Here is a 19,888-nt window from a genome sequence, read left to right as displayed (position 1 = left end):
GGGGTAATCGTGGCTGACGGTACGGGACAAGACCCGCCGATCAGCCGACTTTCACGAGTTTGACAAAGTTGTTGCGCATGCCATGGGCACCGGTTTCCGGATCCACCGCTAGTTTGGTGATCAGGCTCTGGTCGTCGACGCCCTTGTTGTAACCGACGGTCAGCTCGGGGTTCATCGAACCGAAGCCATGGTACATGTAGACGCAATCCTGGCGGATGCCCGGTGTGACCTTGACCGTGGTGGTAGTGCGCGACTTGACACCGTCCTGGTTGACCAGGGACACGGTGTCGCCGTCCTTGAGTCCCAGCTTGGCGGCCTGCTTGTCGTTGAGCCAGACCGGGTTGATGCTGTTTTCAGCCATCAGCCAGACGTTGTTCTGGCTGCGGTTGAAGGTGTGGACCGGCGAACGGCCGTAGAGCAGGCGGAAGTAGCCCTCGGGTGTACGCTCCACCGGGATATAGGTGGGGATGCCCGGATAGCCGTGGTCTTCCATCTCCTTGCTGTAAAAATGCACGGTCAGTTCCATATCGCCGTACGGCTTCTTGCCGGGCTGGACGTGGATGCCGTCTTCGGCCTTGATCTTGTCGATCGACAGCTGTACTCCGGCCAACATCTTGTTGATCCCGTCTTCCTGGGTCTGGATCGGGATCTTTTCGCCGTAGCCCATGCGCTTGGCAAGCTCGTTGGTGATGTAGACGCTGTCCTTGCGCTCGAATCCGGGCGCCACCAACGGCATGCGCGGTGCGATGTACTGCCGGGGCTCCTCGGACAGATCCCACTGAGTGCCGGTCTTGATCAGGTCGTAGCGTTCCAGGTACGAACAGTCGGGCAACAGGATGTCGGCGTACATGGTGATGTCGGTGGGCATGACATCGACGCACATGACGAAGTCCATCTGCTCCAGCATCTTGATGGTTTTTTCCTGGTTGGGAATGGTCTGGATCGGGTTCTGACCCCAGATGACGCAGCCCTTGATCGGATACGGCTTGCCGGTGATGGCGGTGTCGCGGATCAGGTCGGTCGGGGTGCCGGGCGGCGAAAAGTGATAGAGATTGGCCATCTCCCGGAGGCTCTTGTCGTGGCCTTCGCCTTTCGGCCAGGAATACTTGGCCAATCCCTTCGGGCCCACCGGCTGAACGAACCCGCCCTTGACGCCGAAGGCGCCGAGCAGGCCAGTGAGGCAGGCCAGGGCGCGTTCCCGTTGGAAGTCGTTGCCGTACCAGGAAACGTGGCGGCCGGGATGGACGGAGACATTGGGCATGTTGGCGGCCAGCAATTCGGCCACTTCCTTGATCTGGGCGGCGGGCACGTCGCATTCCTGGGCCGCTTTCTCCAAGGTCCACTGCTTGATGCCCTCGGCCATCTTGCCGAGGCCTTCGCCGTAGTCTTCGACGAAATCGGCGTTGTACTTCTTGTTCTGGATCAGATAGTTCATGATCGCCAGCAAGAAGGCGGTATCGGTGCCGGGGCGGATCTGGACCCAGATGTGCGATTTGGCCGCAGAGGCCGAATAGCGGGGATCGACCACCACCAGTTTGGCGCCGTTTTCAAGTCCCTTGAGATACTGCTTGACGTGGGACACATGGATATTCTCGCCGAAATGGCAGCCCACCAGGAAAATGACCTTGGCGTTGGCCATGTCGACGTTTTCGTTGGGCGCCTGCTCGACCGTGGCGAGATAGGCGGTATCGCGGATACCGCGGCACTGGAAGAACGAGGCTTCGGAGATGTTGTGGGTTCCGACGGTGTTTTCGAAGAAGCCCATGGGGTAGGTGGCGGTGGAGCCATGCGGAAACATGGAGATGCCCTTGGTGCCGTACTGGTCGGCAATGGCCTTCAGCTTGCTGCCGCAGGTGTCGAGGGCCTCTTCCCAGGTGATGCGCTGCCATTTGGGCGCGCCGCGCTTGCCCACGTTCTTCAACGGGTATTTGAGGCGGTCCGGATCGTAAAGCAGCTTGACGCCGGCATTGCCGCGGGCGCAGATGGAGACGCCGTTGTCGATTGATTTCGGGTTGCCTTCGAGCTTGACCAGACGGCCGTCGCGGATCTTGCCAACCAGCTGGCACCGCCAGAAGCACATCTCGCACACCCCGCCAACCGCGGTTTGGGTGTTCTTGAAGCTCCCTGGAGCAACCAGGGGCGTCTTGACAACTCCTGACTCCGCTTTGGCCGTCACTTTGGACAGCGGCACGGACGCAGCGGCAATCGAGGCGGCTTTAAGAAAAGTCCGCCTGGTAAGGTTCATTGCCATTTACTGTTCCTCCTTGGTGAAGAAATCGATTAACTGTATCGACATTCGATAGAACGGATGTCGAGCTTCTTGCATGCTTTTTTCTTGAAAACGTACGAACCACGGCCGAAAGAGGGTTTGAAGAAAAAGCTCTTCGTCGTCAAATTTGGCTTCACCGGCCAATGCCGCCAAAAATTCGAGTTCGAATTGAAGATGATCCGCGGGTTCGGTCTCGGACAGCAGGTCGAAACCCCGTTCACGGTAAAAATTCCTGGTGCGCTCGGTGGTCCGGCCATGCAGGCTGCCGTCGCCGTCGAGATAGACCGAGGCATAGGGAGGGATGGTGGTTCCCGGGGCGGCGGTGATGAACAGGCTGGTGTAGGCGGTGCGCAGATCGTCGAGGGGATCGGCGGTTTTTTCCCGCCATGCCCGCATTGCCGCAAGCTCGGCCTGCCAATCGAGGGAGGCCAGCAGCGACTCGAAGGCATCGAAAAACGGTTCGTTGCAAAAGGCGGGGTCGGGATAGCGCATGGTGAGCGCCAAAAAGGAATAGAGGGAACTGAGGGTGGCGGCTTCGGTTGCCGAGGCGTCGTCCTGATCGGGAGATAAGCTGTGTGCGGCCATGGAGCAAAGTATACTGGCGGATCGGTGACGGACGATCTGCGTGACCTCGGTTGACGGTCGGGGAATGTGGTTGCGAGGCTCCGCTACAGGAGCCAATTGCTAGCGATAAGCCGCTTTTCTACAGTTGACCCGCCTGCCTCTATCGTTCCTTGAATCCCGCACACTGTAGCATACAATCTTTTTTTGTACAAGATACCTGTACTTCCTGCTAAAGGTTTCGATGCGGCCGGTCGATAAGACGAAAAGAGAGAGGTGCATGCTCATGGATGAGTGGCAGCGCCTCGTTCGCCCATCATCGTCAATGAAACCAGGGAAGGAATCATGAAGATCGCAGAATCCGCCATCCAACTCGCCAGTTCACGAACCGCCACCGAATATTCAGAACGCCAGGAATCGCTCACCGTGTGGCGGCCCGGCAAGGAGCCCGCCCAGGCCGGGAGCCGGGACAACGCCAACAGCACCCTCAAACAGCAGGCCGACCAACTCGCCCGGGAAGCGGCCAAGGTGTCGCTGTCCGAAGCGGCCAGGCAGCAGCGGACCGCCGTGCTTGCGGAATCCGCCGAGGCCGAGGATTCGCGGTTGTCGGACGATTCGATAACCGACCTGAACTTGCGCATCCTCAAGACCCTGTTAGAAAAACTCACCGGCCGCAAATTCGAGACGACCGAGGTGCCGGTTGCGCAGCAGGCCGGCCAGGACCAGACCCCGGTCCAGGAAGGAGGGCAGGGCGGGCAACTGCCTCCGGGATGGGGGCTGCGCTACGAGCGCCACGAAACCTACCACGAATCGGAATCCACCACCTTCAACGCCCAAGGCACGGTGGTCACGGCCGACGGCCAGCAGATCGAGATCGGCATTCAATTGAACATGAGCCGGAGTTTCACTTCGTCGATGGACGAGGTGTTGCAGATCGGCCAGCCCGCGCTCAAAGATCCGTTGGTGATCAATTTCAACGGCACTGCCGCCCAGTTGACCCAAAAGACCTTTAGTTTCGATATCGACGCCGACGGTGCCGACAATCAGATCGCCTTTGTCGGTCCCGGCTCTGGCTTCCTGGCCCTTGATGCCAACAATGACGGCGTGATCAACAACGGCAGCGAGCTGTTCGGCACCAAAAGCGGCGACGGTTTTGCCGACCTGGCGGGCCATGACAGTGACCACAATGGCTGGATCGACGAAAACGACAGCATTTTTTCCCGGCTGCGGATCTGGATGAAGACCGAGTCGGGCGAGGATAAATTGCTGACCTTGAAAGACCAGGGGGTCGGGGCCATCTATCTCGGCCGGGTCGATACCCCCTTCAGCGTCAAGGACGATAGCAACGCCCTGCAGGGCCAGGTCCGCGCCACCGGTCTTTTCCTGTTCGAGAAAGGCGGGACGGGTACCATGCAGCAGCTGGATCTGGTGGCCTGAGCCGCTCCTGCCGCATCCATCGATCGACAAAGATCGCCCTGAAACCAAGCGGTTTGTCACTTGACGGACCGCTTTTCTATTGTTATAAGCTTAATTTTTCGAATATTTTCAATCTTTATCGTCGGCTGCGGCGGTGCGGGCCGATCGGCCGTGGCCGGGCGCGGCAAGGAGAGCGAGTATGGAAATTCAGATCCCCATAGGGGCCAAAGGCAAGGAAGAGATGGTGGTCACCCCGGAGACAACCGCCGCCCGCTACGGCAGCGGGTTGGTTGAGGTGTTTGCGACACCGGCCATGGTCGCCTTGATGGAAAAGACCTGTCTGGTCTCGGTGCTACCCTTTTTGCCTGAAGGATTCGGCACGGTGGGCATCAAGGTCGATATCGCCCACACCAGGGCGACCCCGGTCGGGATGAAGGTCACCTGCGAGTCGACCCTGGTCGAGGTGGACCGCCGTCGGTTGGTGTTCGAACTGGTGGCCCATGACGAAAAGGGCGAGATCGGCCGGGGCCGGCACGAGCGCTTCGTCATCGATACCGCGAAATTCATGGAAAAATTGTAAACCGCTCCGCTGTCGGGTGCCTGTCTCCGGATGCCGGACCGTAACGCGGTTTCGCATTTGGCTCCGGCCCGCTTTTGCGGGCGGCGTCAGCTCGTTTTTCCGTGATGGTAGCGGTTCAGTACCCCGTACAGCATGTCGGGCAGGTCGTTTTTCTGGCGGGAACTGCGCTGGATCTGCTTGAGGCATTTATCGAAGGTGACCGGTTCGCCGAGAAAGATGTGCCGGAGCAGCAGCGAGATCAGCCGGGTGATGGTGGTCAGGTTGGCGATCCGCGCCTGGAGTTCGTGGTCGCGGTCAAAGGCGGTTGAGGCGAAGATCTCGACCGGCTTGCCGTTGACCTCGCTCACCGAAAGGTACCACTTGTTGCGGTCGCGGTCGATGGTCCGGTAGCGCTTGCCGTCGAGCACCTCCGGCAGTTCGGCTTCGCCCTCAATCGGTTGCGGGATGGCCTCGGGGAGGATGGCCTCGTTCCGATGGCGCAGCCACAGCCGCTTCATCACTTCCGGCTGTTCCTGCACGGCGCGGGCGAGGGCTGCGCAGGAGGGGCAAAGTTCCTGGTCGGCTTCGGTTTGCGCTTCCCGAAGGTTGCAGATCGTACAGAGGGTAGGGGTGGGCTCGGCGGTCACGATGCAACTCCATGTGGTTGAAAATCGGTTAGCGGGGCGCCCTTCCGTCGGCTCCGCAATCCTTCGACAATACACCGGCGGCAAAAAAAGACAAGCAGGGATGTCGGCCGCTTTTTTCTTCTTTCGCGTCCCCCCTGTTTCCGTTTCGCCTCCTTCGATCCCGTTTGCCGCGCCATGCCGCCACCAGCCCGGCCGCCTTTTCCCTTGCACTCTGATGCGGGATTGGTAAAATCTTCCACTTTGCAATCAGTTTCGCCACGATGCCTTTTTTCTTTCGCTCGATCGGGAACAACAATGGACTACAGGGAAACACTGAACCTGCCGCAAACTAAATTCAAGATGAAGGCCAACCTGACCCAGCGCGAGCCCATGGTGCTCAAACGGTGGGACCAGGACGACCTGTACGGGAAAGTGCAGGAGGCCACTTCCGGCCGTCCCCTGTTCGTGCTCCATGACGGCCCGCCCTATGCCAACGGCAACATCCATTTGGGCACGGCCTTCAACAAGGTGCTCAAGGACATCATCCTCCGATCCAAGCGAATGGCCGGTTTCAACGCGCCCTACATTCCCGGCTGGGACTGCCACGGCCTGCCGATCGAGCACAATGTCGATCTGGAGCTGGGAGAAAAGAAGCAGACCATCTCCACCTTGGGCAAGCGTTCGGCCTGCCGCGGTTACGCCGAAAAATGGATCAAGAAGCAGAAGGAGCAGTTCAAGCGGCTGGGAGTCATCGGCGACTGGGACAAGCCCTACCTGACCATGAACTACCCCTACGAGGCGACCATCGCCCGTGAGTTCAATACATTTCTCCTCTCCGGCGCGGTGGTCCGTTCCAAGAAGCCGGTTTACTGGTGCGCGACTTGCGGTACGGCCCTGGCCGAGGCGGAGGTCGACTATGCCGATCACACCTCGCCTTCGGTCTACGTCAAGTTTCCGGTGATCGACGACCTCGGCCCCTTGGCGCCGGAGCTGGCGGGGCGCAAGGTTTCGGTGCTGATCTGGACCACCACTCCCTGGACCCTGCCGGCCAACCTGGCCATTGCCTTCCACCCCGATTTCGAATACGCGGCGGTGGCGGTCGGCGACGAGACCTGGATCCTGGCCAAGGAGTTGGTGGCCTCCTGCATGGAGCAGTTCGGCATCGAACAGTATGCGATCCTCGCCACCTTTTCCGCCGCCGGCCTGGAGGGCAAATGCTGCCGCCACCCCTTCATGGACCGCGATTCCCTGATGGTGCTGGCCGACTACGTCACCGCCGACTCGGGAACCGGCTGCGTCCACACCGCGCCCGGCCACGGCGCCGACGACTACCTTACCGGCCTGCGCTACGGTCTGGACATCCTGTCGCCGGTGGATGACGCCGGCTGCTACACCGCCGAGGCCGGGCCCTACCAGGGGCAGCAAATTCCCCGGGTCAACCGGCAAATCGTCGCCGACATGGCCGCCGAGGGCTCGCTGGTCAAGGAGGCGTCTATCCGCCACAGCTATCCCCATTGCTGGCGCTGCAAGGAGCCGGTGATGTACCGGGCCACGGCCCAGTGGTTCATCTCCATGGACAACCTTGAGTTGCGCGCCAAGGCCCTGGCCGCGATCAACCAGGTCAAGTGGACCCCGGCCTGGGGGCAGCAGCGGATCTACGGCATGATCGAGGCCCGTCCGGACTGGTGCCTGTCGCGGCAACGGACCTGGGGCGTGCCGGTCACGGTGCTGACCTGCATCGCCTGCGGCGAGATCCTCAAGCACCAGGCGGTCTGCGACCGGATCGACGAGCTGTTCATGCGGGAAGGGGCCGACGCCTGGTTCAAGCACGAGGCCGCGGATTTCATCCCCGAGGGCGTGGCCTGCACTTGCGGCGGCCGCGAGTTCGCCAAGGAGTCGGACATCCTCGACGTCTGGTTCGATTCCGGCGTGAGTCACGCGGCGGTGGTCGAGGCGCGGCCGGAGCTGCGGGCTCCGGCGGATCTCTACCTGGAAGGCAGCGACCAGCACCGGGGATGGTTCCAATCCTCCCTGCTCACCTCGGTGGGCACCAGGGGCGGCGCCCCCTATCTGGGCGTGCTCACCCATGGCTACGTGGTCGACGGCCAGGGCAAGAAAATGTCCAAGTCGGTGGGCAACGTGGTGGCGCCCCAGGAGGTGATCGACCGGTACGGGGCCGAGGTGCTGCGGCTGTGGGTGGCCAGCGAGAACTACCAGGACGACGTCAAGGTATCGGATGAAATCCTCAAGCACGTCTCCGACGCCTACCGCAAGATGCGCAACACCCTGCGCTTTCTCTTGAGCAATCTCTACGATTTCGATCCGGCCAAAGACAGCGTGGCGTTAGCGGACCTGCATGAGATCGACCGCTGGGCCCTGGCCAGGTTTGCCGAACTGAACGAACGCATCACCCGCGCCTACGAACGCTACGAGTTCCACGCCGTCTACCATGGGCTGCACAATTTCTGCGGCACCACCATCTCCAGTCTTTACATGGATGTACTCAAGGACCGGCTGTACTGCTCGCTGCCCAACGGCCCGGAGCGGCGCGCCGCCCAAACGGTGATCCACCGGATTTTCGACGGCCTGCTGAGGCTGATGTCGCCGGTGCTCTGCTTCACGGCCGCCGAAGCCTGGGAGCATCTGCACCAATTGGAGGCAAACGCCCCGCTTGAACGAAGCATCTTTTTCGCCGATTTCGCCGAAGTGGGCGACATCGGCCGTGATGCCGCCTTTGACGAGCGCTGGACCCGGCTGCTGGCCCTGCGTGGCGCCATCACCAAGGTGCTGGAAGGGGCGCGTCAGGACAAGGTGATCGGGCTGGCGCTCGATGCCGAGGTGGTCCTGCGGGCCAATGTCGATTGGGCGGAGTTCGTGGCCGGCAGCGCGGAACGGCTGCGGGAGTTGTGCATCGTTTCCGGCCTGCGGCTGGCCGATGGGCAGGACGACGGCAGGGTCTTTGTCGGGGCCGAGGGACTGGAGGGCATCGAGATTGCGGTCGGCCCGGCGCCCGGCGCCAAGTGCGAACGCTGCTGGACCATTTCGTCCACGGTCGGCGAGGATACCGAGCACTCCAGCCTCTGCGCCCGCTGCGCCGCCGTGGTGCGCCAACTGGCGATTTGAAGGGGCGGCATGCTTGTTTTTTTCTTCATCATCCTGGCGGTGGTCGGCATCGACCAGGCGAGCAAGGCCTGGATCATCGCGCATTTTGCCCTGCACGAGAGCGTGGAGGTCATCCCCGGCCTGTTCAACCTGACCCATTTGACCAATAACGGCGCTGCCTTCGGCATACTGGCCGGCCAGCCGGCGCTCTGGCGACAGGTGTTTTTCATCGCCGCCGCCGGTATCGCCCTGGTGTGCATCTGGATTGCCCAGCGCAGTTTCAGCCCGCGCAGCCGGGCCTACACGGTGGCTCTGGCCCTGATCGCGGGCGGGGCCATCGGCAATCTGATCGACCGGATCCGATGGGGATTCGTGGTCGATTTCTTGGATTTTTACCTGGGGCAGTCGCACTGGCCCGCCTTCAATGTCGCCGATTCCGCGATCACGGTCGGCGTCGCCCTGTTTATTGGATACAACCTCCTGTTCGACCGGCAATGAGCCGGCGGGCGGGTCAATAACGACCGATTTGCATGCGCATGAAAAAAACCGCCATTCTTTTTCCGGGACAAGGGTCCCAATATGTGGGCATGGGCCAGGCCTTTGTCGAGCAGGATGCCGACGCTGCGGCCCTGATGGATCTGGCCGAGCGGATCTCCGGCTTCCCGATCCGCACCTTGTGCTTCCAAGGGCCGCTGGCTGACCTGACCCGGGTGCTCTACCTGCAGCCGGCCCTGACCGCGATCAATCTGATCTGCTGGCAGCAACTGCTCAAGGCGCTGCCCGGCTTCACTCCCGCCTTTTTCGCCGGCCACAGCCTGGGCGAGTATTCCGCCCTGTACGGGGCCGGGGTGCTAACCCTGGAGGACACCCTGGCGCTGGTCACCAAGCGCGGCCAGCTGATGGAGCGCGAGGGCGCGGCGCATCCCGGCGGCATGCGGGCGGTGCTGGGGCTGGATATCGAGCGGATCGAAGCCATTCTGGCCGATTTTACCGGCCCGGGCGTGGCGGTGGTGGCCAACCACAACACCGCGTCCCAGATCGTCCTTTCCGGCGACGCGACCGGGCTCGACAGCGTCTGCGCGGTCTGCGCGGCCCAAGGCGGCAAGGTCATCCCGCTCAATGTCAGCGTTGCCAACCACAGCCCACTGGTGGCCGGCGCGGTCGACGATTTCGCCGCTTTCATGGCCAATATCACCTTCGGTCCTCCCCAGGTGCCGGTTTTGTGCAACGTCACCGGCAGCGAGGAACGGGATCCCGGCCAGCTGAAGGCAATCATGGCCCGGCAGATCGCCTCACGGGTCCGTTGGCTGCCGATCGTCGAGCGCATGATCGCCGACGGGGTCGAGGTGATGGTCGAATTGGGGCCCAAGAACGTTCTGGCCGGGATGATCAGGAAGATCCTGCCGAAACAGTCCGCCATCGTCTGCGTCCAGGCCGATACCCCGGAGAGCCTGGCCAAGGTGGCCGAGATCGTGGCCGGCTGATAACCTCCCGGACCACCATGATTTTCTTCTTGCTTGACAAGCGAAGGCATGTCGGGTATGTATCCCAATTTCCCGCGCGGAGAACCGTCAGGTGCGTCCGTGGCGGCTATTGCACGGTGAATCCTTCATGACATTGTCCCGTATAGAGCACCATGTTTGAGAATTTAACCGATCGTCTCGAGAGTGCGTTCAAGAAATTACGCGGCCATGGCAGGCTGACTGAAGAGAACATTCAGGAGGCCATGGGCGAGGTGCGCACCGCGCTGCTCGAGGCGGATGTCAATTTCGGCGTCGTCAAGGAGTTCATCGCGTCGGTCACGGCCCAGGCCATTGGCAAGGAAGTGCTTACCAGCCTGTCGCCAGGCCAGCAGGTCGTCAAGGTGGTGCACGACCACCTGGTCGAATTGCTCGGCAGCCAGGCTCAGCCGCTCAAACTCGACGGCCGGCAGCCGGTGACCATCATGCTCGCCGGTCTCCAGGGCTCGGGCAAGACCACCACCGCGGCCAAGCTGGCGCGCCAACTCAAGGAAAAGGGCCGTTCGCCCCTGCTGGTGCCGGCCGACGTCTACCGGCCTGCCGCCATCGAGCAGTTGTATGTTCTGGGCGCCCAGGTCGAGGTACCGGTTTTCGCTTCGACCACCGAGCAGAAACCCGTGGACATCGCCCGCCAGGCATTTGCCGAGGCAAGCGCCGGCCCCTATGACACGGTGATCATCGACACCGCCGGCCGGCTGCATGTCGACGATGCCCTCATGGCCGAGTTGCGCGAAATCAGCCGGACCGTGCCCCTGACCGAGGTGCTGTTCGTCGCCGACGCCATGACCGGCCAGGACGCGGTCACGGTTGCCGAAAAGTTCAACAGCGAACTCGAGATCACCGGCGTCATCCTGACCAAGATGGAAGGCGACGCCCGTGGCGGCGCGGCCTTGTCGGTCAAGAAGGTCACCGGCAAGCCGATCAAGTTCGTCGGTGTCGGCGAATCGGTCGAGGCCTTGGAGGTTTTTCATCCCGACCGGGCCGCCTCGCGCATTCTGGGCATGGGCGACGTCCTGTCCCTGATCGAGAAGGCGGAAGCGGTCGTCGATCAGAAAAACGCCGAGCAACTGGCCCGCAAGATTCAGAAAAACGCCTTCACCCTGGAAGATTTCCTTGATCAGATCCAGCAGATCAAGAAAATGGGCACCCTGGAGCAGATCATGGGGATGATCCCCGGGATCAACAAGCTCAAGCAGATCAAGGACGCGCCCAAGCCCGACCAGAAGGAATTGGTCAAGACCGAGGCCATCATCCGCTCCATGACCACCAAGGAGCGGCGCAACCACAGAATCATTGACGCCAGCCGGCGGCTGCGGATCGCCAAGGGCTCGGGCACGTCGGTTGCCGAGGTGAACCGGGTGCTGAAAAGTTACGCCATGATGCTGAAAATGATGAAGAACCTGAAAGGCAAGGGCATCGTGACCGGCGGCAAGCGCCGCAAGTTGCCCAAAGGGCTCATGCGCTCGTAATATTTATACGTTTTCAACCGTGTCCGGCGTGTTGCCGGGACGATATCCACCGGAGGATAAGGAATGGCAGTTCGTATTCGTTTGACCAGGAAAGGCAGGAAGAAACAACCCTTCTACCGTATCGTCGTTGCCGACAGCGAAGCGCCGCGCGACGGCAAATTCCTCGACATCGTCGGCACCTATGATCCCATGCAAAATCCTGCCGCCATTACCATCGACAACGAAAAGCTTGCCGTCTGGATGAAGAAAGGCGCCAAGCCGACGGAGACGGTGGAGAGCCTGATCAAGAAATCCGGCGCTCAAGCTGCCGCTGCGGCGTAAATGAAACAGCTGGTTGAATTCATCGCCGGTCGGCTGGTCGAGTATCCCGACCGGATTGAGGTGAACCTGCAGGAAGAAGGGGACAGTCTCGCCATCGAACTGCGGGTGGCCCAGGAAGACCTGGGCAAAGTGATCGGAAAACAGGGGCGGACCGCCAGGGCCATGCGCTCGGTGCTGGCCGCCTCCAAGGCTGGGGACGGCAAACGTGCCCGGCTGGAAATTGTCGAATAGCGACCGGGCGAACCCGGGGCCGAGCGGCGCCTTCGTCCTGCTTGGCACGGTGGTCAGGCCGCACGGAATCCGGGGCGAATTGAAGATTTGCCCGCACACCGAGCAACCGGACAGTATTTGTCGGTATCGCCGGGTTTTCCTGGCCGCCGATGTCGACGGCGAAATGATCGAATGTGCGGATATCCGGGCTCGGGTCAGCGGGCGGATGATCATCCTCAGCCTACCCGGTTGCGACGACCGCGACCGGGCCGAGCGGTTCGTAGGATGGCGGCTGTGGCTGCCAGTCTCGGACCTGCCGTCGGCCAAAGCCGATGAAGTGTACTTGCACAGCCTGATGAACAAGCGGGCTCGGACCGTGGATGGACGCGAACTCGGCACGGTCAGAGAATTGCTCGGCGGCGGTCAGGAGAGGCTGGTTATCCGGGACGGCGACCGCGAATACCTCGTGCCGGCGGTACGGGCGTTTATCGCTTCTGTCGGCGAGACCGAGGTGGTGCTGGATCTGCCGCCCGGTTTGCTTGAGATGAACAGCTGAGTGCGTCGGGATCGCTGTGCTTTTTTCGGTCCTGACAATTTTTCCCGATTTTTTTTCCTCGCCGCTGCAGGAAGGGATTGTGCGCAAGGCCCAAGGCGAGGGAAAGATCGAGATCGGGATTCACAATATCCGTGAATACGCCCTGGATAAGCATCGCATGACCGACGACCGGCCCTTTGGCGGCGGCGAAGGCATGGTGATGAAGCCGGAGCCGCTGGCCGCCTGCATGCGGGGCGCTGTCCGGCCCGATTGCTCCCGCCGGGTGATCCTGCTGTCGCCCAAGGGCGAGCGGTTCGACCAGGCCCAGGCGGAGCGGCTGGCCCAATACGGGCAATTGCTGCTGATTTGCGGCCGCTACGAAGGTGTGGACGAGCGCTTTCGCTGTTTGTACGTCGAGGAAGAGTTGTCGATTGGCGACTATATCCTGACCGGCGGCGAATTGGCCGCGCTGGTGGTGATCGACGCGGTCAGCCGCCTGTTGCCTGGAGTGCTGGGTTGTAGCGACTCGGCCACGAACGACAGTTTCAGCCGCGGACTGCTCAAGCATGCGCAGTACACGCGGCCGCAGGTATTCGAAGAGATGGGCGTGCCGGAGGTGCTGCTTTCCGGCGACCATGCCGCCATTGACCGCTACCGGCTGGTCGAATCGGTGCGGTTGACTTTGAAGCGCCGGCCCGAACTGCTGGCTTCGGCGCGATTCTCGCCGCAGGAAGTTAAAATATTGCGGCGAGAGGGACTTTACGGCCGGATCGAGGCCATGATGAGGGTGCAACGGACGGGCGGCGATGCGGATTGATGTGGCGCTGGTGCACTATCCGGTGGTCAACCGCCATGGCGAGACCATCGGTTCGGCGGTGACCAACCTTGATCTTCACGACATTGCCCGGGCGGGCAGGACCTATGGGGTCGGGACCTATTGGGTAATCACCCCGTTTCAGGAGCAGCGGGAGCTGGCCGAGCAGATCGTCGGCCACTGGACCCGCGGCTACGGCGGTAGCGTCAATCCGGACCGGAGCGACGCCTTGGCGCTCATCACAGTTTGTGCCAGCTATGCCGAGGCCCTGGCCGGGGCCACGGAAAAATTCGGCGAGCGGCCATTTGTGCTCGCCACCTGCGCCAAGGAGCAGGCCAATACCTTGGAATACGCCGAAGTTCGAGAGAGGCTCAACCGGGAAACGCCGGTGCTCCTGCTCTTCGGCACCGCTTGGGGCCTGAGCCCCGAGTTGCTGGCCGCGGTGGATGGCGTGCTGCCACCCTTGCGCGGCACCACCGGATTCAATCATCTGTCGGTACGATCGGCGGCGGCGATCATTCTCGATCGGCTGCTCGGCGAGCGTAGCGGCGCGATGCAGGCGTTGTGATGCGCGCACCTCAGGTGCGGAGCGATAGAGCAATAAGCAGGACATGGGATGTGTGGAGGCATCCTTCGGCGGACGCCGCAAGGCGTTTGACCGTTAACCAATGAATATGGCGATGAACATGTTGGACAAGATCGATCTGGAGCAAATGCGTTTCGATATTCCCGAGTTCCGTCCCGGCGATACCGTCAAGGTGCATATCCGGATCATCGAAGGCAACAAGGAGCGGGTTCAGGTGTTCCAGGGCGTGGTGATCAAGCGCAAACGGGGCAACATGAACGCCACCTTCACGGTCCGGAAGATTTCCCACGGCGTGGGCGTGGAGAAAACCTTTGCCCTGCACTCGCCGCGGATCGAGAAGATCGAGATGGTGACCGCCGGCCGTGTGCGCCGCTCCCGTCTCTACTATCTGCGCGAGCGTCGCGGCAAGGCTGCCCGTATCCGCGAGCGGGGCATCATCTGAATGGCGTTTTCCCGCTCCGGGCAATCCGGTAGACGGGAAAGAACGATCTGTCCGGATGCGGCGGTGGCGGCCCCTCGGGTTGCCACCGCCATTTTTCGGCCCTTATCGCAGACCTTTCGTTTCTTGCCTTGCAGGCGGCAATGCATGGAAATGCCGACATGACCCCATGCGTTTCTCCCCTTTTTCCTGCTGTGTCCCCCCATCCGGGCGACACCTTTTCCATTGAACGCCAATTTTTCGGTCATGGCGCCGGCCTGGTCGCCGGTCTCGACGAAGCCGGCCGGGGCCCGCTGGCCGGGCCGGTAGTTGCCGCCTGCGCGATCTTGCCCAGGGATGGCGACCACCACCTTTTCCGTGATTCCAAGCAACTCACCGCCCAGCAGCGCGAGCAACTGTTCGCCCTGTTGCAGACCAATGGCGCCGTTATCGGCGTGGGGCTCGCCGATCCACGGGAAATAGAGGCAATCAATATCCTCCAGGCCTCCCTGCTGGCGATGCGGCGGGCGTTGGCGGAGTGCGTCGCGGCCAACGACGGCCAAATCCCGGATGTGCTGCTGGTCGACGGCAGACACCGGGTGCCGGTCACGATCCAGCAACTGACCTTGGTCAAGGGCGAATCGAAAAGCGCCTCCATCGCCGCGGCCTCGATCGTCGCCAAGGTGACCCGCGACCGGCTGATGGCCCAGGCCCATGCCTGCTATCCGCAGTACGGTTTCGATCGCCATCAGGGGTACCCGACCAAAGCGCACCGGCAGGCGATCGCCGTTCACGGCCCGTGCCCGCTGCACCGCCGCACCTTTCGGGGAGTGGCCGAATTTCTGCCAACCTCCGATGCGCCGATGCCGGTTCAGCCGAGCTTGTGGTGATGGCCCGACAAGGGAGATGACGGTGCTGTTGCGCAGGAAAAAGGCTACCGCGCCCACGGGTCGCCTGGGCGAAGCCCTGGCAGCCGAGTTTTTGACCAAGCAGCGATATGCGATTGTCGAGCTCAATTACCGTAAATCCTACGGTGAGGTCGACATCATCGCCCAAGATGGCGACACCGTGGTCTTTGTCGAGGTCAAAACTCGTAAATCCACGGGCTTCGGCACGGCATTCGAGGCGGTGGACAGCCGCAAGCAGCGGCAGATTTCCCGGATTGCCCAGGAGTACCTGCAAAGCCACGGCCTGCTCGAAGCGCCCGCCCGGTTCGACGTGATTGCGATCCGGTTGGATGGCGACAACCGGGCCACCGCCATCGATCATATCAAAAACGCCTTTGATTGCGTGTTGTAGGAGCAAAGCATGAACACCGCGACCAGGGAAACGCAGGCCCCGGTGGCCGTCACCATGGGCTGCCCGGCTGGCATCGGGCCGGAAATTATTTGCCGATTTTTTGGCCGGGAGGATTCTTCCGTCTCGGGACTGGCCGTGGTGGTGGGGGATATGGCGGTGCTGCGCCAGGCCGCCGCCGGACTCGGAATGGTGTTGCCGATCGAATCGTGGCTTCCCGGCCAGCCGGTCAAAAGGGGCATTGTGCCGGTGTTCCAGGTCGGCCCGCACCGGACCGAGCCGGTGTGCTGGGGCCGGCCCGACGCGGCTGGCGGCCGGGTCATGGGACAATGCATCGAGGAGGCGGTTCGGCTGGTCGACGCGAAAGCGTGCAGCGCCATCGTTACCTGTCCGATCAGCAAAAAGAGCTTGCAAGCCGCCGGATATCCGTATCCCGGGCACACGGAAATGCTGGCCAGCCTCACCGGCAGCCCGAGGGTGCGGATGATGATGGCCGGGCCCAGGCTCAAGGTGGTTCTGGTCACTATCCATGTGGCGTTGCGCCAGGTGCCCGAGCTGCTGAGCCCGGAGGAGATCGCCGATTGCATCGACATGACCCGGACTTCCCTCCAGCGCGACTTTGCTCTCGCCGCCCCCAGAATCGCGGTGGCGGGCCTGAATCCCCATGGCGGCGAGAACGGGCTGTTCGGCGACGAGGAAACGCGGATCATCGAGCCGGCGCTGGCGGCCTTTGCCGCCGATCAGGTGAGCGGCCCCTGGCCGCCGGATACCGTCTTCCACAAGGCGGCGGCTGGGCAATACGACGCGGTGATCGCCATGTACCACGACCAGGGATTGATCCCCTTCAAGCTCCTCCATTTCCAGGACGGCGTCAACGTCACTCTCGGCCTGCCGCTGGTTCGAACCTCGGTCGACCACGGCACCGCCTACGATATTGCCGGAAAAAACATGGCCGACCCGTCCAGTTTGGTTGCGGCCCTGGACCTGGTGCAGACCATCGTCGCCAACCGACGGCAGGGAGGTGATCCATGCGCTCCGGCCTGCTGATCGCCTTCGAGGGGATCGACGGCACCGGCAAGTCGACCCAATTGCCGCTTCTCGCCGCCTACCTGCGCGGCTTGGGATCGACGGTGGTCGAGACCAGGGAGCCCACGGACGGCCCCCATGGGCAGCGAATCCGCGCCCTGTATCGTAACCGGAACCAGGCCTCGCCTGAGGAGGAACTGGAGCTGTTTCTGCTCGACCGCCGCCAGCACGTCGCCGAATGCATCCGTCCGGCCCTGGAACAGGGAATGATCGTGCTCACCGACCGGTACTACTTTTCCACCGCGGCCTACCAGGGCGCGGCGGGGTGCGATCCGGCCCAGGTCTTTGCCCGCCACGATTTCGCGCCCGAGCCGGATCTGGTGCTGCTGCTTACCTTGCCGGTGGAAGAAAGTGTCCTGCGCATCCGCGACTTGCGCGGCGAATCTCCCAACGATTTCGAGCAGCAGGAGCAGTTGGAAAAAGTGGCCGCGCTCTTTGCATCCTTCCCCCACAGTTGTATAGTGCGCATCCATGCCGCCCGGCCGGTGGCGGAGGTGCAGTCCTCCATCCGCGCGGCGGTCCAACAACTGCTTATGCGCAAAGGTGTGTAATGCTCCGGATCATGCTTGGTTTTCGCTTCCGCCTGCTCGCCGTTTCGGCCTGCGCGCTCTTGCTGGCCGGCGGCTGCCAGCCAATGGCCGAGACCGCCGCCTTGCAGACGGCGTCGTCCGGTACGGGCAAGGCCGATCACGCCTGCTCCTATGCTTATTTTCTTTGGGGCCGCCATGCCGAATTGCTGCTTCGCTTCGACGAAGCCCTGGAATTTTACCAGAAGGCCCTGATTTGCGACGATCAGGCCGAGTTTGTCAGCGAGAAGGTGCCGATTCTGCTGCTGCGGCTGGAGCGGACCGACGAGGCCGCGATCTGGCTGAACAATTACCTCCAAACCCACCCGGACCGGACCGGGATGCGGATGCTCTATGCCAAGGTGCTGCTCAAGCAGAAAAAAAACGCCGAGGCCATGGAACAGTACCGGCTGATCAGCGAACAGCACCCCGACGATCCGACCATCCTGATGCTGCTGGCCGAGATGTACATGGGGGCCGGCCAGGCGGCCAAGGCCAGACCGTTGCTGGAACGGGTTCTGGCCCAGGATCCCGCCTCCTATCCGGGGCACATCCTCATGGCCCGACTCTGTCAGGAGCAGAACCAGGTCGACGAGGCGGTGGAGCATTATCAGAAGGCTCTCGAGCGGAACTGGTCCAGCGAACTGAACCTCGAGTTGAGCGAATTGTACATCAAGAACGGGCGCTACGACGAGGCCGCCTCCCTGCTTGAAAGCGTGGTCGAACGCGACGAACAGAACGAGTCCGCGCGAGTGGCCCTGATTCACGTCTATCTGTTGCAGCAAAAGGTCGACCAGGCCCTGGCCGAGTTGAATCAACTCAAAACCTATACCGAGCAGCCCCAACGGGTCGACCTGACCATTGCCCGCCTGTACGCCAAGCAGGGCCATTACGACAAGGCCGCCGCCATTCTCGAGAGGATCCTGGACAAGGAGAACCTGTCTGAGGCCCGCTATTTCCTCGCCGTGCTGCTGGCGCAGCAGCAAAAGTACGGCCGGGCGCTGAAGCAGTTGCGGCTGATTGACCAGAATGCCCCCGAATACCCGGATGGCCTGCTTTTGCAGGTGCGGATCCTCAAGGAGCAGGACAAGGTGGAGGAGGCCCGCCAACTCCTGGACAGCCACCTGGAAAACGGCAAGCTGCGCACCGCCGAGATGTACATCATGCTCTCCGCCCTCTATCAAATCGAAGGCCGCGACGACATCGGGAAAAAGGTGTTGCTGCAAGGGCTCGAATTTTTTCCCAACGACGAAAACCTGCTCTACGAGTACGGCCTGCTGCTGGAGGACAACGGCGACCACAGCGCGGCACTGGCCATTATGCAGAAGATCATCTCCATCAAGCCCGATAGCGCCGCGGCCCTGAATTTCGTCGGATTCAGCTGGGCCGACAAGAAGATCAATCTCGACCAGGCCCTGGAGTACATTCAACGGGCCATCGAGCTCAAGCCGGACGACGGGTACATCCGCGACAGCCTGGGCTGGGTCTACTATCGGCTCGGCAAGTTCGATCAGGCGATCAAAGAGCTGGAAGCAGCGGTGCGGCTGTCGCCCGAGGATGCCGCCATCCTGGAGCATCTTGGCGATGTCTACCTGGAGAAGGGGCGGGTGCGCGATGCCTTGCAGACCTACAAAAAAGCGGTGAAATTCGCCACCGAGGACAAGGACAAAACCAGGATTCGCGAAAAAATCCGTATTCTGGACAAGCAGGGCATCCGCTGATGCGCGCGGATCGATTGTTGCGCCTGGCATTGCTGCTGCTGTGCTGCCTGGCGACACTCGCCGGTTGCGCCGGCAAGCAGCCGAAGACCGTGCCCCTGGCTGCGGGCGAGGAACAGGAGGCCAGGACGTTGTGGACGGACTTTGTCGGCGCGAAAAGGCCGCAGGCCCTCGATGCCGATGTCCGCCTGCAATGGGATGTGCTGGGCAGCAAGGGCGGGGTGGGCGCCTCCCTGCTGGTGCAGCGGCCGGCCCTGGTCCGGGTGAGTGCGAACGACCCCCTGGGGCGGACGCTCATCCTGGCGGTGGCCGACGCCTCTGCCTTCACCATGGTCGACAACCGGAGCGGCCAGGTCTATCGGGGGACGATCCAGTCCCGTTTCTGGCGGTCCTATGTGCCGGAGGCGGTGCAGCCCGAAGATCTGCTGCCTCTGTTGGGCGGTTTTCTGGCCAAGGGGGAAGGGGACGCGGCCGAGCCCTCTTGGGACGAGGCCGGCAGGGGAATCTGGTACCAATGGCGCGACGATCGGAAGCAGGAACACTATGTCCTGCTGGACAAGGCAAGCGGCACCATGCTGGAGCACTTGCTGCTCGACGACCGGGGAGGGCGGGAATTGGTCCTGCAATACGCCGATTACCGGAAGGAAAGCGGCAGCGAATTTTCCTGGCCGGCTCGACTGCGCATGACCGGCCAAGCGGTAACCGGCACCCTGTCCGTTCAGGTCGAACGGGTTTTTTCCTATTCACCTCGGGAGGCGGCAGCCTTTCGCGTGGTGCCGCCTCCCCATTTCACCGTGGAGCGCGTCGATTGAGCGT

21 protein-coding genes are annotated in these 19,888 nt (G+C 62.1%); 18 read left to right on the top strand and 3 right to left on the bottom strand.

The features are described from left to right. Nucleotides 1–40 precede the first annotated feature (40 nt). Nucleotides 41–2,251: a molybdopterin-dependent oxidoreductase gene (locus RMR13_RS03745; RefSeq protein ID WP_310599301.1), complete on the bottom strand. Its 2,211-nt coding sequence runs from the start codon at nt 2,249–2,251 to the stop codon at nt 41–43. Continuing rightward, entirely contained in the window at nt 2,252–2,854 is a 603-nt protein-coding gene (locus RMR13_RS03740; protein WP_310599300.1) for a molecular chaperone TorD family protein, read from the bottom strand. Between the two features lie 321 nt (nt 2,855–3,175). Here RMR13_RS03740 and RMR13_RS03735 point away from each other — a divergent pair, with 321 nt between their 5' ends. Together RMR13_RS03735 and RMR13_RS03730 are read left to right on the top strand one after the other, a co-directional pair. Then, nucleotides 3,176–4,267 (top strand): hypothetical protein, encoded by a 1,092-nt coding sequence (locus RMR13_RS03735; protein WP_310599299.1) that lies wholly within the window; start codon nt 3,176–3,178, stop codon nt 4,265–4,267. A 178-nt stretch (nt 4,268–4,445) separates the two neighbouring features. After that, a complete protein-coding gene (locus RMR13_RS03730) occupies nt 4,446–4,826 on the top strand; it encodes a thioesterase family protein (RefSeq protein ID WP_310599298.1) in 381 nt (126 codons plus the stop codon). 86 nt (nt 4,827–4,912) lie between these two features. On the opposite strand, the gene RMR13_RS03725 is transcribed toward RMR13_RS03730, so the two are convergent. Next, entirely contained in the window at nt 4,913–5,452 is a 540-nt protein-coding gene (locus RMR13_RS03725; RefSeq protein WP_310599297.1) for a hypothetical protein, read from the bottom strand. A 294-nt stretch (nt 5,453–5,746) separates the two neighbouring features. Between RMR13_RS03725 and ileS the strand changes: the two genes are divergently transcribed. The 16 genes from ileS to RMR13_RS03645 all read left to right on the top strand — a co-directional run bounded on the left by ileS (nt 5,747) and on the right by RMR13_RS03645 (nt 19,884). Continuing rightward, nucleotides 5,747–8,554 carry an isoleucine--tRNA ligase gene (gene ileS / locus RMR13_RS03720; protein WP_310599296.1) on the top strand — a complete coding sequence of 936 codons (2,808 nt, stop codon included), beginning with the start codon at nt 5,747–5,749 and terminating at the stop codon, nt 8,552–8,554. Between the two features lie 9 nt (nt 8,555–8,563). Next, the gene (gene lspA / locus RMR13_RS03715) at nt 8,564–9,031 is read left to right on the top strand and encodes a signal peptidase II (RefSeq protein ID WP_310599295.1); all 468 of its coding nucleotides are present in this window, start codon (nt 8,564–8,566) and stop codon (nt 9,029–9,031) included. 32 nt (nt 9,032–9,063) lie between these two features. Beyond that, nucleotides 9,064–10,017, top strand: a complete 954-nt coding sequence (gene fabD, locus RMR13_RS03710; protein ID WP_310599294.1) for an ACP S-malonyltransferase — start codon at nt 9,064–9,066, stop codon at nt 10,015–10,017. A 152-nt stretch (nt 10,018–10,169) separates the two neighbouring features. After that, nucleotides 10,170–11,522: a signal recognition particle protein gene (gene ffh / locus RMR13_RS03705; RefSeq protein ID WP_310599293.1), complete on the top strand. Its 1,353-nt coding sequence runs from the start codon at nt 10,170–10,172 to the stop codon at nt 11,520–11,522. A 63-nt stretch (nt 11,523–11,585) separates the two neighbouring features. After that, nucleotides 11,586–11,843: a 30S ribosomal protein S16 gene (gene rpsP / locus RMR13_RS03700; RefSeq protein ID WP_310599292.1), complete on the top strand. Its 258-nt coding sequence runs from the start codon at nt 11,586–11,588 to the stop codon at nt 11,841–11,843. Next, nucleotides 11,844–12,074, top strand: a complete 231-nt coding sequence (locus tag RMR13_RS03695) for a KH domain-containing protein (RefSeq protein WP_310599291.1) — start codon at nt 11,844–11,846, stop codon at nt 12,072–12,074. Beyond that, nucleotides 12,049–12,609 (top strand): ribosome maturation factor RimM, encoded by a 561-nt coding sequence (gene rimM / locus RMR13_RS03690; RefSeq protein WP_310599290.1) that lies wholly within the window; start codon nt 12,049–12,051, stop codon nt 12,607–12,609. Before RMR13_RS03695 ends, rimM begins: the two co-directional genes overlap by 26 nt. 16 nt (nt 12,610–12,625) lie before the next feature. Continuing rightward, nucleotides 12,626–13,405, top strand: coding sequence for a tRNA (guanosine(37)-N1)-methyltransferase TrmD (trmD, locus tag RMR13_RS03685; protein ID WP_310599289.1), 780 nt, complete (start codon nt 12,626–12,628; stop codon nt 13,403–13,405). Next, nucleotides 13,395–13,970 carry an RNA methyltransferase gene (locus RMR13_RS03680; RefSeq protein WP_310599288.1) on the top strand — a complete coding sequence of 192 codons (576 nt, stop codon included), beginning with the start codon at nt 13,395–13,397 and terminating at the stop codon, nt 13,968–13,970. Before trmD ends, RMR13_RS03680 begins: the two co-directional genes overlap by 11 nt. Nucleotides 13,971–14,082: 112 nt before the next feature. Next, entirely contained in the window at nt 14,083–14,430 is a 348-nt protein-coding gene (gene rplS, locus RMR13_RS03675) for a 50S ribosomal protein L19 (RefSeq protein ID WP_310599287.1), read from the top strand. A 158-nt stretch (nt 14,431–14,588) separates the two neighbouring features. Beyond that, nucleotides 14,589–15,296 (top strand): ribonuclease HII, encoded by a 708-nt coding sequence (locus RMR13_RS03670; RefSeq protein ID WP_310599286.1) that lies wholly within the window; start codon nt 14,589–14,591, stop codon nt 15,294–15,296. A gap of 16 nt (nt 15,297–15,312) precedes the next feature. After that, a complete protein-coding gene (locus RMR13_RS03665; RefSeq protein WP_310599285.1) occupies nt 15,313–15,705 on the top strand; it encodes a YraN family protein in 393 nt (130 codons plus the stop codon). A gap of 9 nt (nt 15,706–15,714) precedes the next feature. Next, entirely contained in the window at nt 15,715–16,749 is a 1,035-nt protein-coding gene (gene pdxA, locus RMR13_RS03660; protein ID WP_310599284.1) for a 4-hydroxythreonine-4-phosphate dehydrogenase PdxA, read from the top strand. Beyond that, nucleotides 16,731–17,339 (top strand): dTMP kinase, encoded by a 609-nt coding sequence (gene tmk, locus RMR13_RS03655; protein WP_310599283.1) that lies wholly within the window; start codon nt 16,731–16,733, stop codon nt 17,337–17,339. Before pdxA ends, tmk begins: the two co-directional genes overlap by 19 nt. Further along, nucleotides 17,339–19,075 carry a tetratricopeptide repeat protein gene (locus RMR13_RS03650; protein ID WP_310599282.1) on the top strand — a complete coding sequence of 579 codons (1,737 nt, stop codon included), beginning with the start codon at nt 17,339–17,341 and terminating at the stop codon, nt 19,073–19,075. The genes tmk and RMR13_RS03650 overlap by 1 nt, the downstream gene beginning before the upstream one ends. Further along, a complete protein-coding gene (locus tag RMR13_RS03645; RefSeq protein WP_310599281.1) occupies nt 19,075–19,884 on the top strand; it encodes a hypothetical protein in 810 nt (269 codons plus the stop codon). Before RMR13_RS03650 ends, RMR13_RS03645 begins: the two co-directional genes overlap by 1 nt. Nucleotides 19,885–19,888: the final 4 nt, after the last annotated feature.

This window comes from Desulfobulbus sp. (assembly GCF_031547805.1).
Taxonomy (GTDB): Bacteria; Desulfobacterota; Desulfobulbia; order Desulfobulbales; family Desulfobulbaceae; genus Desulfobulbus.
This window is presented reverse-complemented; position numbering and strand designations above follow the sequence as displayed.

Bases quoted from the DNA above. Each gene is read 5' to 3' on its own strand.
- RMR13_RS03745 (WP_310599301.1), bottom strand. From the start codon at position 2,251: ATGGCAATGAACCTTACCAGGCGGACTTTTCTTAAAGCCGCCTCGATT.
- RMR13_RS03650 (WP_310599282.1), top strand. From the start codon at position 17,339: ATGCTCCGGATCATGCTTGGTTTTCGCTTCCGCCTGCTCGCCGTTTCG.
- rplS (WP_310599287.1), top strand. From the start codon at position 14,083: ATGAACATGTTGGACAAGATCGATCTGGAGCAAATGCGTTTCGATATT.
- RMR13_RS03680 (WP_310599288.1), top strand. From the start codon at position 13,395: ATGCGGATTGATGTGGCGCTGGTGCACTATCCGGTGGTCAACCGCCAT.
- fabD (WP_310599294.1), top strand. From the start codon at position 9,064: ATGCGCATGAAAAAAACCGCCATTCTTTTTCCGGGACAAGGGTCCCAA.
- RMR13_RS03695 (WP_310599291.1), top strand. From the start codon at position 11,844: ATGAAACAGCTGGTTGAATTCATCGCCGGTCGGCTGGTCGAGTATCCC.
- lspA (WP_310599295.1), top strand. From the start codon at position 8,564: ATGCTTGTTTTTTTCTTCATCATCCTGGCGGTGGTCGGCATCGACCAG.
- pdxA (WP_310599284.1), top strand. From the start codon at position 15,715: ATGAACACCGCGACCAGGGAAACGCAGGCCCCGGTGGCCGTCACCATG.
- RMR13_RS03735 (WP_310599299.1), top strand. From the start codon at position 3,176: ATGAAGATCGCAGAATCCGCCATCCAACTCGCCAGTTCACGAACCGCC.
- RMR13_RS03670 (WP_310599286.1), top strand. From the start codon at position 14,589: ATGACCCCATGCGTTTCTCCCCTTTTTCCTGCTGTGTCCCCCCATCCG.
- tmk (WP_310599283.1), top strand. From the start codon at position 16,731: ATGCGCTCCGGCCTGCTGATCGCCTTCGAGGGGATCGACGGCACCGGC.
- RMR13_RS03730 (WP_310599298.1), top strand. From the start codon at position 4,446: ATGGAAATTCAGATCCCCATAGGGGCCAAAGGCAAGGAAGAGATGGTG.
- RMR13_RS03665 (WP_310599285.1), top strand. From the start codon at position 15,313: ATGACGGTGCTGTTGCGCAGGAAAAAGGCTACCGCGCCCACGGGTCGC.
- rpsP (WP_310599292.1), top strand. From the start codon at position 11,586: ATGGCAGTTCGTATTCGTTTGACCAGGAAAGGCAGGAAGAAACAACCC.
- RMR13_RS03740 (WP_310599300.1), bottom strand. From the start codon at position 2,854: ATGGCCGCACACAGCTTATCTCCCGATCAGGACGACGCCTCGGCAACC.
- RMR13_RS03645 (WP_310599281.1), top strand. From the start codon at position 19,075: ATGCGCGCGGATCGATTGTTGCGCCTGGCATTGCTGCTGCTGTGCTGC.
- ffh (WP_310599293.1), top strand. From the start codon at position 10,170: ATGTTTGAGAATTTAACCGATCGTCTCGAGAGTGCGTTCAAGAAATTA.
- ileS (WP_310599296.1), top strand. From the start codon at position 5,747: ATGGACTACAGGGAAACACTGAACCTGCCGCAAACTAAATTCAAGATG.